At 60.2% G+C, this 16593-nt stretch carries 14 protein-coding genes; 8 read left to right on the top strand and 6 right to left on the bottom strand.

Annotated features, from left to right (window positions below; translation table 11 throughout):
• Window positions 1–86 precede the first annotated feature (86 nt).
• The 6 genes from trxA to AB4P97_RS22345 all read left to right on the top strand — a co-directional run bounded on the left by trxA (window position 87) and on the right by AB4P97_RS22345 (window position 7417).
• Window positions 87–416, top strand: coding sequence for a thioredoxin TrxA (trxA, locus tag AB4P97_RS22370; protein WP_003206727.1), 330 nt, complete (start codon window positions 87–89; stop codon window positions 414–416).
• Window positions 417–664: 248 nt separating this feature from the next.
• On the top strand, window positions 665–1924 hold the full coding sequence (gene rho / locus AB4P97_RS22365; RefSeq protein ID WP_042561678.1) for a transcription termination factor Rho: 1260 nt from the start codon (window positions 665–667) through the stop codon (window positions 1922–1924).
• A 138-nt stretch (window positions 1925–2062) separates the two neighbouring features.
• Window positions 2063–4024, top strand: coding sequence for an acyltransferase family protein (locus tag AB4P97_RS22360; RefSeq protein WP_395601633.1), 1962 nt, complete (start codon window positions 2063–2065; stop codon window positions 4022–4024).
• 80 nt (window positions 4025–4104) lie between these two features.
• A complete protein-coding gene (gene ubiD, locus AB4P97_RS22355) occupies window positions 4105–5571 on the top strand; it encodes a 4-hydroxy-3-polyprenylbenzoate decarboxylase (RefSeq protein ID WP_395601632.1) in 1467 nt (488 codons plus the stop codon).
• The gene (locus AB4P97_RS22350) at window positions 5571–6539 is read left to right on the top strand and encodes a CDP-6-deoxy-delta-3,4-glucoseen reductase (RefSeq protein ID WP_042561675.1); all 969 of its coding nucleotides are present in this window, start codon (window positions 5571–5573) and stop codon (window positions 6537–6539) included. The genes ubiD and AB4P97_RS22350 overlap by 1 nt, the downstream gene beginning before the upstream one ends.
• 209 nt (window positions 6540–6748) lie before the next feature.
• Window positions 6749–7417, top strand: coding sequence for a gamma-glutamylcyclotransferase (locus tag AB4P97_RS22345; RefSeq protein ID WP_042561674.1), 669 nt, complete (start codon window positions 6749–6751; stop codon window positions 7415–7417).
• Here AB4P97_RS22345 and glpT read toward each other — a convergent pair.
• Complete coding sequence (gene glpT / locus AB4P97_RS22340) at window positions 7393–8742, bottom strand: glycerol-3-phosphate transporter (protein ID WP_042561673.1); 1350 nt, start codon at window positions 8740–8742, stop codon at window positions 7393–7395. The two genes, AB4P97_RS22345 and glpT, sit on opposite strands and share 25 nt — an antisense overlap.
• Before the next feature lie 224 nt (window positions 8743–8966).
• Here glpT and AB4P97_RS22335 point away from each other — a divergent pair, with 224 nt between their 5' ends.
• Entirely contained in the window at window positions 8967–9596 is a 630-nt protein-coding gene (locus AB4P97_RS22335; RefSeq protein WP_395601631.1) for a flagellar basal body-associated protein FliL, read from the top strand.
• A 15-nt stretch (window positions 9597–9611) separates the two neighbouring features.
• Here AB4P97_RS22335 and AB4P97_RS22330 read toward each other — a convergent pair whose 3' ends face one another.
• Window positions 9612–10589, bottom strand: coding sequence for an NADPH:quinone oxidoreductase family protein (locus AB4P97_RS22330; protein ID WP_042561671.1), 978 nt, complete (start codon window positions 10587–10589; stop codon window positions 9612–9614).
• A 150-nt stretch (window positions 10590–10739) separates the two neighbouring features.
• Between AB4P97_RS22330 and AB4P97_RS22325 the strand changes: the two genes are divergently transcribed.
• Complete coding sequence (locus AB4P97_RS22325; protein ID WP_042561670.1) at window positions 10740–11147, top strand: flagellar basal body-associated protein FliL; 408 nt, start codon at window positions 10740–10742, stop codon at window positions 11145–11147.
• 16 nt (window positions 11148–11163) lie between these two features.
• Here AB4P97_RS22325 and AB4P97_RS22320 read toward each other — a convergent pair whose 3' ends face one another.
• From AB4P97_RS22320 to AB4P97_RS22305, 4 genes are all read right to left on the bottom strand, one after another.
• Entirely contained in the window at window positions 11164–12282 is a 1119-nt protein-coding gene (locus tag AB4P97_RS22320) for an ABC transporter permease (RefSeq protein WP_150687922.1), read from the bottom strand.
• Window positions 12282–15005 (bottom strand): ribosome-associated ATPase/putative transporter RbbA, encoded by a 2724-nt coding sequence (gene rbbA / locus AB4P97_RS22315; protein ID WP_042561668.1) that lies wholly within the window; start codon window positions 15003–15005, stop codon window positions 12282–12284. Before rbbA ends, AB4P97_RS22320 begins: the two co-directional genes overlap by 1 nt.
• A complete protein-coding gene (locus tag AB4P97_RS22310; RefSeq protein WP_047304083.1) occupies window positions 15002–15967 on the bottom strand; it encodes an HlyD family secretion protein in 966 nt (321 codons plus the stop codon). Before AB4P97_RS22310 ends, rbbA begins: the two co-directional genes overlap by 4 nt.
• Before the next feature lie 123 nt (window positions 15968–16090).
• Window positions 16091–16540: an EVE domain-containing protein gene (locus AB4P97_RS22305; RefSeq protein ID WP_395601630.1), complete on the bottom strand. Its 450-nt coding sequence runs from the start codon at window positions 16538–16540 to the stop codon at window positions 16091–16093.
• Window positions 16541–16593 lie beyond the last annotated feature (53 nt).

The raw sequence follows: 16593 nt of genomic DNA, 5'->3' as shown, positions 1-16593 counted from the left end.
CAAGACTCAATCATCTGCGGCTTCCTGAACCGGAGCGGGGCGGATATGATGGGCCACGTTTTTTTGCTTACAACCTGGAGAATTCCATGAGCAGCGATCTTATCAAACACGTTAGCGACGCTAGCTTCGAAGCCGACGTACTCAAGGCCGAAGGCGCTGTACTGGTCGACTACTGGGCTGAATGGTGCGGCCCTTGCAAAATGATCGCTCCGGTTCTGGACGAAATTGCCGAGACTTACAAAGGCAAGCTGACCGTTGCCAAACTGAACATCGACGAGAACCAGGAAACCCCGGCCAAGCACGGCGTACGTGGTATCCCGACGCTCATGCTGTTCAAGAACGGCAACGTTGAAGCGACCAAAGTCGGCGCCCTGTCGAAGTCGCAACTGGCTGCTTTCCTCGACGCCAACATCTAAGCGTCGCAGCAAAGTGCCTGAAAAAAAGCCCCGCAATTAGCGGGGCTTTTTGCGTATTCAGGGCTAGACGCTCCGAAACTCAGGTGGTACATTCGGCCCCGCACTGGTTTCTCCAATGCCCCCTGCTAGCCGTCGCCGACGCACTCCTTTTCGAATAAGTACGCGATCCTGTCGCCTTCTCTGCGGCGCGGCCTCATTAAGCCAAAAGCTTAATTTCCCCCCTCCATAAATGATTACGTCATTCCTATATGAATCTGACTGAACTCAAGCAAAAGCCGATTACCGAACTGCTCGAATTGGCCGAACAGATGGGCATAGAAAATATGGCCCGTTCGCGCAAGCAGGACGTGATTTTCTCCCTGCTGAAAAAGCACGCTAAAAGCGGCGAGGAAATCTCCGGTGATGGCGTGCTGGAGATTCTCCAGGACGGCTTCGGCTTCCTGCGCTCCGCTGACGCTTCCTACCTCGCCGGCCCAGACGATATCTACGTCTCGCCGAGCCAGATCCGCCGCTTCAACTTGCGCACCGGTGACACCATCGTTGGCAAGATTCGCCCTCCGAAGGAAGGCGAGCGGTATTTCGCTCTGCTCAAGGTCGACACGATCAACTTCGATCGCCCAGAGAACGCGAAAAACAAGATTCTCTTCGAGAACCTGACCCCGCTGTTCCCGACCGTGCGCATGAAGATGGAGGCCGGCAACGGTTCCACCGAAGACTTGACCGGTCGTGTTATCGACCTGTGCGCTCCGATCGGCAAAGGCCAGCGCGGTCTGATCGTTGCACCGCCGAAAGCCGGTAAAACGATCATGCTGCAGAACATCGCAGCGAACATCGCCCGTAACAACCCTGAAGTTCACCTGATCGTATTGCTGATCGACGAACGTCCGGAAGAAGTAACCGAAATGCAGCGCACCGTGCGCGGCGAAGTGGTTGCCTCGACCTTCGACGAGCCGCCGACCCGTCACGTCCAGGTTGCCGAAATGGTGATCGAGAAGGCCAAGCGCCTGGTCGAACACAAGAAAGACGTGGTGATCCTGCTTGACTCCATCACCCGTCTGGCCCGTGCCTACAACACCGTGATCCCGAGCTCCGGCAAGGTATTGACCGGTGGTGTCGATGCTCACGCCCTGGAGAAACCAAAGCGTTTCTTCGGTGCTGCGCGCAACATCGAAGAAGGCGGCTCGCTGACCATTATCGCCACCGCGCTGGTTGAAACCGGCTCGAAGATGGACGAAGTGATCTACGAAGAGTTCAAGGGTACCGGCAACATGGAACTGCCTCTGGATCGCAAGATCGCCGAGAAGCGTGTGTTCCCTGCGATCAACATCAACCGTTCCGGCACCCGCCGCGAAGAGTTGCTGACCGCCGACGACGAACTGCAGCGTATGTGGATTCTGCGTAAGTTGCTGCACCCGATGGACGAAGTCGCGGCCATCGAGTTCCTGATCGACAAGCTGAAAACGACCAAGACCAACGACGAGTTCTTCTTGTCGATGAAGCGCAAGTAATACCAGCGCTGTTCAAAAGGACGCCCCGAAAGGGGCGTTTTTTTTTGCGCGCAATTATTTGTGTATGGATTGAAACGAACGCTGCTGATAACTTTCGCGCTTTCAGGGACTTTGTATCCAAAAGAAGAAAGGTTTTTCATGCATACGTTTGGCAATCGCCGTGATATCGACGGATTACGGGCACTGGCGGTCATCCCGGTCCTGCTGTTTCATTTCGGCTTCAATACATTCAGTGGCGGCTTTGTCGGCGTTGACGTCTTTTTCGTCATTTCCGGCTTTCTCATCACCACCATCCTGTTCCGTGAAATCAGTGCGCAGCGTTTCAGCTTCCTTGATTTTTGGGGGCGCCGCGCCCGACGCATCCTGCCCGCCTTGACCGTAGTGGTCGTGGTAACGCTGGCGCTGGGTTGGCTGTTGTTGACGGCCAAAGACCTTTCCGAACTGGGGCGCACGATTCGTTACCAGTCGTTGTTCATCTCCAACATCCTGTTCATGCGTGAAGACGGCTACTTTGCGCCGGCGTCGGAGCTCAAACCGCTGCTGCATACCTGGTCGCTGGCGGTGGAAGAGCAGTACTACATCTTCTTCCCGCTGATGATGGTGTTGCTGATGCGCTACGTCCGGCATTGGCGCTGGATGCTGTTCGCCGTGCTGCTGGTGTCGTTCGGCCTGAACATCGTCTATATCGAGCGCAGGCCCGAATTCGCGTTTTTCTCGCTGCCGACTCGCGCCTGGGAGTTGCTGTGCGGCGCCATGCTGGCGGTGATGCCTGCGCCGAAGCAGGCCCCAAGCGCATGGCTTCTGCAGTCTGTCGGCCTGGCCGGATTGGCTGCGGTGCTGGTGGCGATCTTCACTTTTGACCGATCCACGGTGTTCCCGGGCTGGGCAGCATTGCTGCCGGTATTGGGCACGACGGCGCTGATCTGGTCAGGGGCGCAGGGCGCGACATGGACTGGCCGGCTGTTGAGTATGCAAGTCCTGGTGTGGATCGGCCTGCTGTCCTATTCGCTTTATCTCTGGCATTGGCCGGTCTATGTGTATGCCAATGCGATCTCGATCGACGGCATCCAGCCTCTGGAGGCGCTGGGCTGGATGGCCCTGGCGCTGGGCCTGGCATGGCTGAGCCTGCGCTATATCGAACTGCCGTTTCGGGAAAAGCGAGTATTCGCCAGCCGTAACTCGGTGTTGATCGGCGGTCTGGTATCGATCACCGTTCTGGCGATCACCGGCTCGGCGATTCGCTCGGCAGACGGTGTTCCACAGCGTCTGAGTGGCAAGGCGCTGGAATACGCTCAGTCCCGGGAGTGGAACGCCGGGCAGTCGAAATGTATGCACTTGAGCACGGACAAGGCGCTGACCAAGTCCTGTCTGGTGGGCGGCGATCCGGAGAGTGGGGCGACAAAGTTGTTCTGGGGCGACAGTCACGCCGCCGCATTGTTGCCGGCCATCGAAGGCAACACCGGTCGTAATGTCCAGCCGGCGTGGCTGTACAGCTTGACGGGTTGCCCGCCGATTATCGAAGACAGGCTGCGCCAGCAGTGCAAAGACTTCAATAAGCGCAACATGGAGCGCGTCATCAGTCTGGGGATCAAGGACGTGGTGCTGGCAGCGAACTGGAGCCTGTACGTTTATGGTCGCGAAGATGGCGATGGCGACAGACAATTCCTGCTTGATCGCAAAGACAACCCACGCCAGGCAGAGCAGCGCATGGCCGCCGGCATCAAGGCGCAAGTGTCCGAGTTGCGCGCAGCGGGTGTGCAGGTCTGGTTGTTCAAGGAAGTGCCGTTGCAACACAAGAGCTTCATTGATCGTCTGACCAGTCTGGCGCGAATCGGTCGCTCGGCGGAGGGCCTTGGCCGCCCGCTTCAGGAGCACTTGGCGCGACAGCAGTTTTTCACGTCACTGTTCAGCTCGATGAGCGCCGCCGATTCGGGCGTGCATGTCATCGACCCGACGCCGCTGATGTGCAAGGACGGGTTGTGTGCCATCGATGTCGATGGCCGCTCGCAGTACAAGGATGCGGATCATCTTTCGGACGTGGGCAGCGCCAGACTGAGCCCGCTGTTTGCGCCGTTGCTGCTGGGTACGAACCAAAATTGAGCGATGCCAGGCGCTGACGGGCTGCTGTTTGCCCGTCAGAGCAGGTAGGATGTACGCCTATTTTGAGGGTGCCATCGTCAATGAAATTCAAGGATCTTCGGGATTTCGTGCAGCAGCTTGAGCAGCGCGGAGAGTTGAAACGCATCCAGATTCCCGTCTCGCCGGTGCTGGAGATGACTGAGGTGTGCGACCGCACGCTGCGGGCCAAAGGCCCGGCGCTGCTGTTCGAGAAGCCGACGGGCTACGACATCCCCGTGCTCGGCAACCTGTTCGGCACCCCCGAGCGGGTGGCCATGGGCATGGGCGCCGAGTCGGTCAGCGAACTGCGCGAAATCGGCAAGCTGCTGGCTTTCCTCAAGGAGCCGGAACCGCCGAAGGGCTTGAAAGACGCGTGGTCGAAACTGCCGATCTTCCGCAAGATCATTGCCATGGCACCGAAAGTCGTCAAAGACGCGGTGTGCCAGGAAGTGGTCATCGAAGGCGATGACGTCGATCTGGCGATGCTGCCGGTGCAAACCTGCTGGCCCGGCGACGTCGGCCCACTGATCACCTGGGGCCTGACCGTCACCAAAGGCCCGAACAAGGACCGTCAGAACCTGGGCATCTACCGTCAGCAGGTGATCGGCCGCAACAAAGTCATCATGCGCTGGCTCAGCCACCGTGGTGGCGCTCTGGATTATCGCGAGTGGTGCGAGAAGCATCCAGGCCAGCCGTTCCCTGTGTCGGTGGCCCTCGGTGCTGACCCGGCGACCATCCTCGGCGCCGTGACGCCAGTGCCGGACAGCCTCTCCGAGTACGCGTTCGCCGGCCTCTTGCGCGGCAACCGCACCGAACTGGTCAAGTGCCGTGGCAACGACCTGCAAGTGCCGGCCACTGCCGAAATCATCCTTGAAGGCGTGATTCATCCGGGCGAAATGGCAGATGAAGGCCCGTACGGCGACCACACCGGTTACTACAACGAAGTCGACAGCTTCTCGGTGTTCACCGTCGAGCGCATCACCCACCGGATCAAACCGATCTACCACAGCACTTACACCGGCCGTCCGCCGGATGAGCCAGCGATCCTCGGCGTGGCACTGAACGAAGTGTTCGTGCCGATCCTTCAGAAGCAGTTTCCGGAAATCACCGACTTCTACCTGCCGCCGGAAGGCTGCTCGTACCGCATGGCCATCGTGACCATGAAGAAGTCGTATCCGGGCCACGCCAAGCGCGTGATGCTGGGTGTCTGGTCGTTTTTGCGACAGTTCATGTACACCAAATTCGTTATCGTCACTGACGACGATATCAACGCCCGCGACTGGAACGACGTGATCTGGGCCATCACCACGCGCATGGATCCCAAGCGCGACACGGTGATGATCGATAACACGCCGATCGACTACCTCGACTTCGCCTCGCCGATTTCAGGCCTGGGTTCGAAGATGGGGCTCGATGCCACCCACAAGTGGCCGGGCGAAACCACTCGCGAGTGGGGCCGTGTGATTGTCAAGGACGACGCTGTCACCCAGCGGATCGATGCCATCTGGAATCAATTAGGAATAGATTGATGCGTGTAACCCTGCAGCCTTCCGGAGCGGTACTTGAGATACAGCCCGGTGAGCGGATTCTCGATGGTGCGCGGCGCCTGGGCTACGATTGCCCGCAAAGCTGCCGCAACGGCAACTGCCACGTGTGTGCGGCGCTGCTGGTGGAAGGCCGGGTCGAACAGGCCGGCACGGTGCGCGATCACGGTGAGTTCTACACTTGCATAGCCGAGCCGCTGGAAGACTGCATCGTGCTGTGGGATGGCGTGCTTGCGCTGGGAGAACTGCCGGTGCGTAGCCTGTCGTGTCAGGTCATCGAATGCCGCGACGTCGGCGGCGACACCTGGCGTGTGCGTCTGCGTGCGCCGGCCGGCAAGCCACCGCGCTATCACGCCGGACAATATTTGATGATCGAGCGCGAGAGCGGCGAGAAGTCAGCTTTTTCCATGGCCTCGGCACCGCACGGTGGGCGCGACCTGGAAATCCACGTGCTGGCGCGCGAAGCCAGTGCGTTGAGCCTGATCGAACAGCTGCAACGCAACGCAATGGTGCGCGTCGAACTGCCATTCGGTGACACTCACCTCGCCGAGCTGCCGGACGGGCCGCTGGTGTTGGTTGCCGCCGGCACAGGAATGGGCCAGATCCATAGCCTGATCGAACATTGCCGCGCCAACGGCTTCAAGCACCCGGTGCATCTGTACTGGGGCGTGCGTCGGCCGGAAGATTTCTATGAGATCGAACATTGGGACGAATGGGTGAAGCTGCCCAATCTGTTCCTGCACAAAGTCGTCAGCGACCAATGTGGCTGGGAAGGCCGCTGCGGAATGCTGCACGAGGCGGTCTGTGAAGACTTTACCGATCTCAAGTCCCTTCACGTCTACGCCAGCGGCTCGCCGGCCATGGTCTACGGGACGCTGGACGCGCTGGTCGAAGCGGGGATGGATGCTCATCAAATGCGCGCCGATGTGTTCGCGTATGCCCCGCGCTCTTGAGCCGTGCGGGTAAATCGTTATAACTCACTATATAGCCGATCGGTATTTATATAATTGGGTAAATACCGCTAGGTTATATATCAATCAGGCAATCTATTAAGAAGTGTGCCATGGCACCTAAATTGCCTTAAAACATATGTGCCTTATTGTTACAGCGGTGCGTTCTATTAAGTAATTCTTCACCCGCGGGGAGCTGAACGCTATTCGCCATGAGTGCCATTGAAAACGCTTTTCTGAACCTGGCTTACCCTCCGCGGCTCGATCTTGGGCCGCAGCTGACGCACGAACAACTTCTCGCTTCCATGCAATCGACCATGGCGCGCCACAAGGGCGGGCCGGTGTGGCTGTTCGCCTACGGTTCGCTGATCTGGCGGCCGGAATGCAATTCGGCGCAGCGCATGCGCGGTCGCGTGCACGGCTATCATCGTGGGTTGTACCTGTGGTCGCACGAACATCGCGGCACCCCGGAAATGCCGGGGCTGGTGTTCGGTCTGGATCGTGGCGGTTCGTGCAGTGGATTTGCTTATCGCTTGCCCGAAGACGATCTGGACAGTGCGCTGTATGCACTGTGGAAGCGCGAGATGCCGTTCCCGTCCTATCGGCCACACTGGCTCAACTGCCGGCTCGAAGATGGCAGTCAGGTTCAGGCATTAGGATTTGTTTTGGAGCGACACCTGCCCAGCTATGCCGGCAACTTGCCGGATCACGTGCTGAGCCAGGTGTTCGCAAGCGCTTGCGGGCGTTACGGAACCACTCGCGATTATGTCGAGCAGACCGCCCACGCCCTGCGCAGCCACGCCATGCCAGACCGAAATCTGGAGGCGCGGCTCAAGCGTTGTAAATCACAGGTCGATCAAGCGACCGCTTCGCGGCTCTGACTGGCAACTTGCTTGTGCCATAGCGTCGGGGCCAGGAAGGCCATCGCCAGCAGGCACGCGCTCACCAGCAGGACAAAACCGCCGTCCCAGCCGAAATGGTCGACGGTGTAGCCCATCGCCGCACTGGCCGCGACCGAACCACCCAGATAACCGAACAGACCGGTGAAACCCGCAGCGGTACCCGCGGCTTTCTTCGGCGCCAGTTCCAGCGCCTGCAGGCCGATCAGCATCACCGGGCCGTAGATCAGGAAGCCGATGGAGACCAGCGCGATCATGTCCACAGTCGGGTTGCCGGCCGGGTTGAGCCAGTAAACCAGCGTTGCCACGGTCACCAGTGCCATGAACACCATGCCGGTCAGGCCACGGTTGCCACGGAAGATCTTGTCCGACATCCAGCCGCACAGCAGCGTGCCCGGGATCCCTGCCCATTCGTAGAAGAAGTAGGCCCACGAGGTTTTATCCACGGTGAAGCCCTTGGCTTCCTTGAGGTACGTCGGCGCCCAATCCAGTACGCCGTAGCGCAGCAGGTAGACGAAGACGTTGGCCATGGCGATGTACCAGAGCATTTTGTTGCGCAGCACGTATTTGACGAAGATTTCCTTGGCGCTGAATTCGTCTTCGTGGCTGGCGTCGTAGCCTTCCGGGTAGTCGTTCTTGTACTGCTCGATTGGCGGCAGGCCCACCGATTGCGGAGTGTCGCGCATGGTCATGAAGGCGAAAACCGCCACGGCCAGAGCCACAGCTGCCGGCACGTAGAACGCCGCGTGCCAGTCGTTGAACAGGCCCATGCCGAGCAGGAACAGCGGGCCGATCAGACCACCACCGACGTTGTGCGCCACGTTCCACACCGAGACCACGCCGCCGCGTTCTTTCTGCGACCACCAGTGCACCATGGTTCGCCCGCTCGGCGGCCAACCCATGCCCTGTGCCCAGCCGTTGATGAACAACAGAATAAACATCATGGTCACGCTGGACGTCGCCCACGGCGCGAAACCGAACACGAACATCACCCCAGCCGATACCAGCAGGCCGAAAGGCAAGAAGAAACGTGGGTTGGAGCGGTCGGACACCAGGCCCATGAGGAACTTGGAAAGACCGTAGGAAATGGCGATGGCCGACATCGCCAGACCCAGATCGCCACGGCTGTAGCCCTCGTCGATCAGGTACGGCATGGCCAGGGAAAAGTTTTTGCGCAGCAGGTAATAACCCGCGTAGCCAATGAAAATGCCAGCGAAGATCTGCCAGCGCAGGCGTCGGTAGGTGCTGTCTATTTTTTCTTCAGGCAATGGAGCCTGATGTGCGGCAGGACGAAAGAAAGCAAACATTCAAGAGCTCCAGATTTCTTGTTTTGACTGCGGATGCGAATGTTACAGTTTCGTTACCGAAAATAGCACTGGTTCGCATCCACCAAAAAGGGGAAATGTTGGAAATCGCACATTCCTTTACGAACCTGTCGCTCAGCTGTAAGAACGGGGCGTTTTTGTCGCGATTGAAGGGTTGTGTCTTAGACTCGGCTCAATAGTCCCGCCTGATTCAGCAGAGATAAACGATGGCTCCGAAGGTCCGCAGGTTATTGCCGAGGTTGTTGATGGTGGCCGTCGTTGCGGCTTCAGTACTGGCGTTGAGTGTTGTTCAGAGCTCTGCGGCTCCGGGCTTGCGCAATGTCACGGTGTTGATCGTTCGTCATGCGGAAAAACCCGACGTGGGCAGGGAGCTCAATGCCCGAGGCGAACAGCGCGCCGCGGCGTACGCCGACTATTTCACCCCGCTGAAACTGGATGGTCAGCCCCTAACACCGCAGCGGCTGATTGCGACCGCAGACAGCGCCGAAAGTATCCGGCCTCGGCAAACACTGATCCCGCTGTCCCTACGCCTGCAACTGCCAATCGAACAACCCTGTGCCAATAGCAAAGTCGATAAATTGGTGAGTCTGCTGCGCGAGAAAAATCAGGCGCAAACACTGCTCATCGCCTGGCACCACGGGCACATCAATAAGCTGATAGCGGCGTTCGGCGGCGATGGCCCCGCCCTGATCGGTATGCCGAAATGGCCTGCGGATGTTTACGATTGGCTCATCGTTCTACGCTTTGATGACAACGGCAAACTCATCGAGTCACGTAGTCAGAAGATTCAGGAACAGCTGTTGCCGGGCGATTTTGCGGGATCGCCCGGCAGTTAAAAGTTCTTCCCGATTTCAGCGCACCTGCACCACAACCTTGCCCACAGCCTTGCGCTGGCCAAGATCATTGATCGCTTGCGCCGCATTGCTCAGCGGATAGACCTGCGACACCAGCGGTTTCAACTTGCCCTCGGCAAACCAGCCGAACAGTTGCTGGAAGTTCGCCGCGTTGTCCTGCGGTTGGCGCTGAGCGAAGGAGCCCCAGAACACGCCGAGTACCGCGGCACCCTTGAGCAGGGCGAGGTTGACGGGCAACTCGGGAATGCGTCCGCTGGCAAAACCGACTACCAGCAGGCGTCCGTTCCAGGCGATGGCGCGGATGGCTTGGTCGAAGAGATCGCCGCCGACCGGGTCGTAGATCACGTCGGCACCCTGGCCGTCGGTGAGGCGTTTGATTTCTTCCTTTAAGTTGGTTTCGCTGTAGTTGATCAGTTCATCGGCGCCGGCAGCCTTGGCCACGGCGAGTTTTTCCGTGCTGCTGGCCGCGGCGATGACCCGCGCGCCCATGGCTTTACCGATTTCCACGGCTGCCAGTCCGACACCGCCGGAAGCACCCAGCACCAGCAGGGTTTCGCCGGGCTGAAGGTTGGCGCGTTGCTTGAGGGCGTGCATCGAGGTGCCGTAGGTCATGCTGAATGCAGCGGCGATGTTGAAGTCCATCGACGGCGGAATCGGCAGCACGTTATAGCCTGGCACCGCGACCTGCTCGGCGAAGCTGCCCCATCCGGTAAGGGCCATGACCCGATCGCCGACTTTCAGATGACTGACCTTTTCGCCGACGGCGCTGACGACGCCGGCCGCTTCACCACCTGGCGAAAACGGGAAGGGCGGCTTGAATTGGTATTTGCCCTCAATGATCAGCGTGTCCGGGAAGTTGACCCCGGCGGCGTGCACGTCCAGCAGGATTTCGTTCTTCTTGGCGACAGGACTGGCGACGTCTTCCAGCACCAGCGATTCGGCAGGGCCGAAGGCTTTGCACAGCACGGCTTTCATCAGGGCTATTCCTTTGGGAGTGATGGCCGATAAGTGTAGGTGTGTCAGTCAACGGGTCAACGAGCATACCCGGCCCTGATAGCCAGCCATAAGCTTGTGCTTGCGCGGCGGGTCGTTATGCTAGGCCGTAAACCGGATAAGGAGCGAATTGTGAAAGCGTGGATCATGTTGTTGCTGGCCCTGTCTCTGCCTGTGGCAGCGCTGGCCGAAGAAGCCAAAGAAGGCGAGGCGCCGAAGGTCAACTACATCACCCTGAGCCCGCCGTTCGTGGGTAACTATGGGCTCGATGGCACGCCGAAACTGAAGGTGTTCAAAGCCGATGTGGCGCTGCGTGTGACCGGTGAAGAGTCGACCAAACTGGTCAAGGCCAACGAGCCGTTGATTCGCAATCAGCTGGTGGCGCTGTTCTCCCAGCAGACCACAGAAGCGATGGGCAGCATCGAGGGCAAGGAAAAGTTGCGTCAGGAAGCGTTGAAACAAACGCAGCAAGTAATGAATGACGAAACTGGCAAGCCGGTGGTTGAGGATCTGTTGTTCAACAACCTGATCATTCAGTAAGTGCGTTGGCTGCTGTTCAGGACGCCAGGCTTTTGCGAAAGCGCGCCAGGGCAATGACGAAGAACAGCAGGCCGATGGCCGTCAGCGCCAGCAAGTCCGGCCAGACCACGCTCAGCCCGGCGTCGCGAAACAGAATCGCGGCGCTGAGGCTGACAAAATGCGTGGACGGTGAGCCTTGCATGACCCACTGCAGCCATTGCGGCATGCTGTCCAGCGGCGTACTGCCGCCGGACAGCAGCAACATCGGGATGATCACCGGAATGGCCAGCAGGCCGAACTGCGGCGTCGAGCGCGCCAGGGTCGCCAGAAAGATCCCCAGTGCGGTACTGGCAAACAGATAAACCGCCGTCACCAGTAAAAACAGGCTCATCGAGCCGGACAACGGCACGCCGAGCGCGCCTTTGACCACCACCTCCAGTGACAGCCAGGTGCACAGCACCACCACCAGCAGGTTGCTCCAGATTTTCGCCAGCATGATTTCCAGCGCCGTCAGCGGCAGCACCAGCAAATGGTCGAGCGTGCCGTGTTCGCGTTCACGCAGCAGCGCCGTGCCGGTCAGGATGATCGCCAGAATGGTGATGTTGTTGACGATCTGAATCACCGCCAGAAACCAGCCCCCCTCCAGATTAGTGTTGAACAGGGCGCGGGTAGTCAGTTGCACTGGCGCCTTGCTCGCGGCATCGCTCTGGCCGCCATAGGCCTGCAGCTCGCGCTGGAAGATCCGGCCGATGTAGCCGGCGCCCATGAACGCCTGGCTCATCGCGGTGGCATCGACGTTGACTTGAATGGCCGGTTGTCGCGCCGCGAGCAGATCGGTCTGAAAACGCGCCGGTATATTGATCACGAAGGTGTATTGGCCGCTGTCCATGACCTGGTCCAGTTGCGCGTAAGGCAACAGCACAGGTGTCTGGAACTCTGGAGGTTGCAGGGCCTGGGCCAACTGGCGCGAGAGGGCGCTGTGGTCTTCGTCGACGATCGCCACGCTGGCGTTGTGCACGCCGATCACCGAACCGGCGGCGGGCATGTAGATCGCCACGGTAAAGGCGTAGAACAGGAACAGCAGCAACACGCTGTCGTGGCGCAGGCTGGTCAGCTCCTTGAGTCCCAGGCGCAGGATGTGCGCGAACTTGTGCATCAGGCCTCCTGCTTTTTCAGCATGACCAGGCTCAGCCCGGTGAACCCGACAAAGAACCCGAACAGCGCGAGGCACTGCGGCCACAGCTGCCGCAAGTCCAGCGCTTTGGTGAAGGTACCGACGGCGATGTCGAGGAAATGCCCCGCCGGAAACAGCATGCCCATCACCGCTGCGGCCCCTTCCAAAGAGGAGCGCGGCACAATCAGCCCGGAGAACTGGATGGTGGGCAGGCTGGTAATGATCATGGTGCCGAGGATCGCAGCGATTTGCGTACGGGTGAACGCCGAGATCAGCAGGCCCATGCTGGTGGTCGCCAGCACATAGAGCAGGCCGCCGAATGCCAGCGTCAGCAGGCTGCCCTTGAACGGTACGCCGAACAGCCAGCGGTTCATCGCCACCAGCAGCGCAAGGTTGATCAGACTGACCAGCAGGTACGGCGCTTGTTTACCCAGCAGAAACTCCAGACGAGTCAGGGGCGTGGCGTAGAAGTTGGTGATAGAACCCAGTTCCTTTTCGCGCACGATGCCGAGCGCGGTCAGCATCGCCGGAATGAACGCCAGAATCAGCGCCATCACTCCGGGGCCAATCGCGTTGACGCTGACCACATCCTGGTTGTAGCGAAAGCGCGTTTGCAGGCTGGCGCCCGCCTGATGGTTGATGGCGGGGCTGCTCTGCTCGGCCAACTGTTGAAGATTGGCCAAATGGACGGCTTCGACGTAATTGCGGCTGGTTTCGGCGCGAAACGGCATGCCGCCATCGAGCCAGGCCGCCACGGCGGGTTGTCGCCCGGCGTACAGATCGCGGCCGAACCCGGGGGGAATCTCCAGCGCCAGTTTGATTTCCGAACGTTGCAGGCGTCGATGCAGTTCTTGAGCGTCATGGATGGCCGGTTGTTCGTCGAAATAACGGGAGCCGCGAAAGGCTTCCAGATAAGTTCGGCTCTGCGGTGTCTGATCCTGGTCGTAAACGGCGAACGCGAGGTTTTCCACGTCCAGGGAAATCCCGTAGCCGAAAATCACCATCATGAAAATCGCCCCAGCCAGCGCAAAGGCCATGCGCACTTTGTCGCGCAGCAGCTCCTTGCCTTCGCGACGGGCCACTGCCAGCAGGCGACCGAGGCTGAAACCGCGCTGCTTGAGCGGTGGCGGGTTAGCCGCTGGCGCTGTCGGCGATTCACTCGTGGGCGGCGATTGGGCAGTGCCCTGGGCCTGTTCCAGGCACGTCACGAAAGCGGCTTCCAGCGTTTCTCCACCGAACTGACGTTGCAGCGCCGCCGGGGTGTCGCACGCCAGGACTTTGCCAGCGTGCATCAGCGAGATGCGGTCGCAGCGCTGGGCTTCGTTCATGAAGTGGGTGGAGAGGAAAATCGTCACGCCTTGCTCGCGGGAGAGTTCGATCAACAGCCGCCAGAAATCATCGCGGGCTGCCGGGTCGACGCCGGAAGTCGGCTCGTCGAGGATCAGCACTTCCGGGCGGTGCAACACCGCCACCGCCAGCGACAGACGCTGGCGCAGTCCGAGAGGCAAGGCCCCGGACGGCTGATCGGCGACGCTGAGCAGATTGAAGCGCTGAATCAATGCATCGATGCGTTGCGCGCTCTCGGCTTTGGGCAAGTCGAACAGCCGGGCGTGCAGCTCAAGGTTCTGCCGCACGCTGAGCTCGCCATACAGCGAAAAACTCTGGGACATGAAGCCGACCCGCTTGCGCGTGGCCAGATCCTTGGCGTCTACCGGGTTGCCGAGCAGCGTCGCACTGCCCTCGCTGGCGGGCATCAGCCCGGTGAGGACTTTCATGGTGGTGGTCTTGCCGCAACCGTTGGAGCCGAGAAAACCGAAAATCTCGCCGCGCCCGATGGCGAAGCTGACGTGATCCACGGCGGTGAAGTCGCCGAAACGCAGCGTCAGGTCGTGGGCCTCGATGGCGATGTCGCTGCTGCCACCGCTACGTGGCGGAATCACCAGCGGCTGTGCGTCATGCTGGCTGTCACCCTGGAAATGCGTGAAGGCCTCATCGAGTTTGCCGCTGGGGGTGACAGCCGCCAGTTCACGGCTCAAGCCGGTGGCGATCAACTTGCCGTTGTCGAGCATCAGGCAATGCTCGAACTGTTCGGCTTCCTCCATATAAGCGGTGGCGACCAGCAGGGTCAGTTGCTGGCGCTGGCGCCGTACGTCGTCGATCAACTCCCAGAAACGCCGGCGTGACAGCGGGTCGACGCCGGTGGTTGGCTCGTCGAGGATCAGCAGGTCCGGCTCATGGATCAGCGCGCAGCACAGCCCCAGTTTCTGTTTCATGCCGCCGGACAACTTGCCGGCGGGGCGCTCAGCGAACTTCAACAGATCAGTGGCGAGCAGCAGGTTGTGCATGCGTTGTTCGCTGTCGGCTTTCGACAGACCGAACAGCGTGGCAAAGAACTGGATGTTTTCGCGGATCGACAGCTCGGGATACAGATTGCCGCCCAATCCCTGAGGCATGAAGGCGATGCGTGCATACAACGTGTCGCGGTGGCGGCGCTGCTCAATGGGCCCACCGAGGACGTCCAACTGCCCTTGTTGCAGGGCCTTCACCCCGGCGATAAGCCCCAGCAGGCTGGACTTGCCGGCGCCATCGGGGCCGATCAGCCCGCAGCGGGTGCCGGCGGGCAGGCTGAACGTGATCTCGCTCAGGGCTTGCTGTTTGCCGTAGCGGTGCGCGATGCCGTTCGCCTGAACCGCGAGATTGCTCATTGCAGATTGGCCGGCCAGGCGATCGGCGCGGTGCGCACATACCCGGCACCGGGCATGCCGGGCTTGGCTTGCGGCACGGCGCTGGGTTGGGTCAGGCGCAGCTTGACGCGGAACACCAGTTTTTGCCGCTCGTCGCGGGTTTCGACTTCCTTGGGGGTGAACTGGGATTTGCCGGCGACGAAACTGATTTTTGCCGGCAAGGGTTTCTCGGGCAGGGCATCGAGCAGCACCCGCGCCTCATCGCCCACCGCCAGCCGCCCGGCCACGGAGGCGGACAGGTAGAGGTTCATGTACTGATCATTGGGATCGATCAGCAGCAGGACGCGGCCGCCGGCACCCAGTACTTCGCCGGGTTCGGCCATGCGTAACTGGATCACGCCATCAATCGGCGCGCGCAGGCTGCTGTCGTCGATTTCGCTGGTCAGTTGCGCGACCTGCGCCTGCGCTGCGCCGATCGCTGCACTGACCGCCGACACTTGGGCGCGGGCCGCCGTCACCGCAGCGTTGCCGGTGCCCATGCGCGACTGCAATTGGTCGATGGCCTGGGCGCTGACGAAGCCGTGCTTGAACAGCGACTGCGATCGGCCGAGTTCTTGCTGGGCCAGCAATAGCTCACTCTGACGCAACTGCACGTTGGCCTGAGCGGCGTTGAGGTTTTCCCGGGCGCGCAAGACTTCGGCTTCGGCCTGGTTGCGTTGGGCTTCAAGGGTGCGGGTGTCCATGCGCGCGAGCAATTGCCCTTTAGTGACCTTGTCACCTTCATCGACCAGCACTTCGGCCAGGCGACCGGGTGTCTTGCTGGCGATCTGCACTTCGGTGGCCTCGAGTCGTCCGTTGCCGGCCGACAGGCCCTCGGGCAGACGGCTACTGAGCGACTTCCAGTAACCGAAGCCGCCAGCGGCCAGCATTAGTGCAATAAGCGATCCGGCAAATAGAAGTGAGGAACGGCTGTGCGTCGACATGGGGGCATCCTGCGGCTGTGGCGTCCAGTCTGACGGTTCAAGCGCTGGGGGCGCTTGATGTCAATCAAATGAGCGGCAAGCCTAGACCCTTTTGTCTGGGCCCACTGCGTGACCGAGCGGTTCTCAGCGCAAGCCGTGCACAGCGGCCCACTGCTCGGCGGTGACGGGCATCACTGACAGGCGACTGCCTTTTTGTACCAGTGGCATCTCGGCCAGCGCCGGCTGCTGCTTCAGATAATCGAGTTTCAACACCCGCGCAAAGGTTTCGACGTGCGCCACGTCGATTGCACTCCAGGCGTTTTTCTCCGCCGTGGCCTTCGGATCGAAATAATGACTTTCAGGGTCGAGCGCCGTCGGATCCGGATACGCCGCCTCGATTATTTTTCCGATCCCGGCAATTCCCGGCTCCGGGCAGCTGGAATGGTAGAAAAAGAACTCATCCCCCACCGCCATCGCGCGCAGGAAGTTGCGAGCCTGATAGTTGCGAACCCCGTCCCAGCGCGCTTTGCCGAGTTTCTCCAGGCCTTTGATCGAGAGTTCGTCAGGTTCGGATTTCATCAGCCAATAGGCCATGGTTTTTGCTCCTGGAGCGTTCTTTGGGCAAGTTGTCGGGCAATTTTATGACA

The organism is Pseudomonas sp. A1230 (genome assembly GCF_044218825.1).
GTDB classification, from domain to species: Bacteria; Pseudomonadota; Gammaproteobacteria; order Pseudomonadales; family Pseudomonadaceae; genus Aquipseudomonas; species Aquipseudomonas iridis.
This window is presented reverse-complemented; position numbering and strand designations above follow the sequence as displayed.

Excerpts from the sequence above, each read along its gene's own strand:
- trxA (WP_003206727.1), top strand. The coding sequence starts at position 87 with ATGAGCAGCGATCTTATCAAACACGTTAGCGACGCTAGCTTCGAAGCC.
- rho (WP_042561678.1), top strand. The coding sequence starts at position 665 with ATGAATCTGACTGAACTCAAGCAAAAGCCGATTACCGAACTGCTCGAA.
- AB4P97_RS22360 (WP_395601633.1), top strand. The coding sequence starts at position 2,063 with ATGCATACGTTTGGCAATCGCCGTGATATCGACGGATTACGGGCACTG.
- ubiD (WP_395601632.1), top strand. The coding sequence starts at position 4,105 with ATGAAATTCAAGGATCTTCGGGATTTCGTGCAGCAGCTTGAGCAGCGC.
- AB4P97_RS22350 (WP_042561675.1), top strand. The coding sequence starts at position 5,571 with ATGCGTGTAACCCTGCAGCCTTCCGGAGCGGTACTTGAGATACAGCCC.
- AB4P97_RS22345 (WP_042561674.1), top strand. The coding sequence starts at position 6,749 with ATGAGTGCCATTGAAAACGCTTTTCTGAACCTGGCTTACCCTCCGCGG.
- glpT (WP_042561673.1), bottom strand. The coding sequence starts at position 8,742 with ATGTTTGCTTTCTTTCGTCCTGCCGCACATCAGGCTCCATTGCCTGAA.
- AB4P97_RS22335 (WP_395601631.1), top strand. The coding sequence starts at position 8,967 with ATGGCTCCGAAGGTCCGCAGGTTATTGCCGAGGTTGTTGATGGTGGCC.
- AB4P97_RS22330 (WP_042561671.1), bottom strand. The coding sequence starts at position 10,589 with ATGAAAGCCGTGCTGTGCAAAGCCTTCGGCCCTGCCGAATCGCTGGTG.
- AB4P97_RS22320 (WP_150687922.1), bottom strand. The coding sequence starts at position 12,282 with ATGCACAAGTTCGCGCACATCCTGCGCCTGGGACTCAAGGAGCTGACC.
- rbbA (WP_042561668.1), bottom strand. The coding sequence starts at position 15,005 with ATGAGCAATCTCGCGGTTCAGGCGAACGGCATCGCGCACCGCTACGGC.
- AB4P97_RS22310 (WP_047304083.1), bottom strand. The coding sequence starts at position 15,967 with ATGTCGACGCACAGCCGTTCCTCACTTCTATTTGCCGGATCGCTTATT.
- AB4P97_RS22305 (WP_395601630.1), bottom strand. The coding sequence starts at position 16,540 with ATGGCCTATTGGCTGATGAAATCCGAACCTGACGAACTCTCGATCAAA.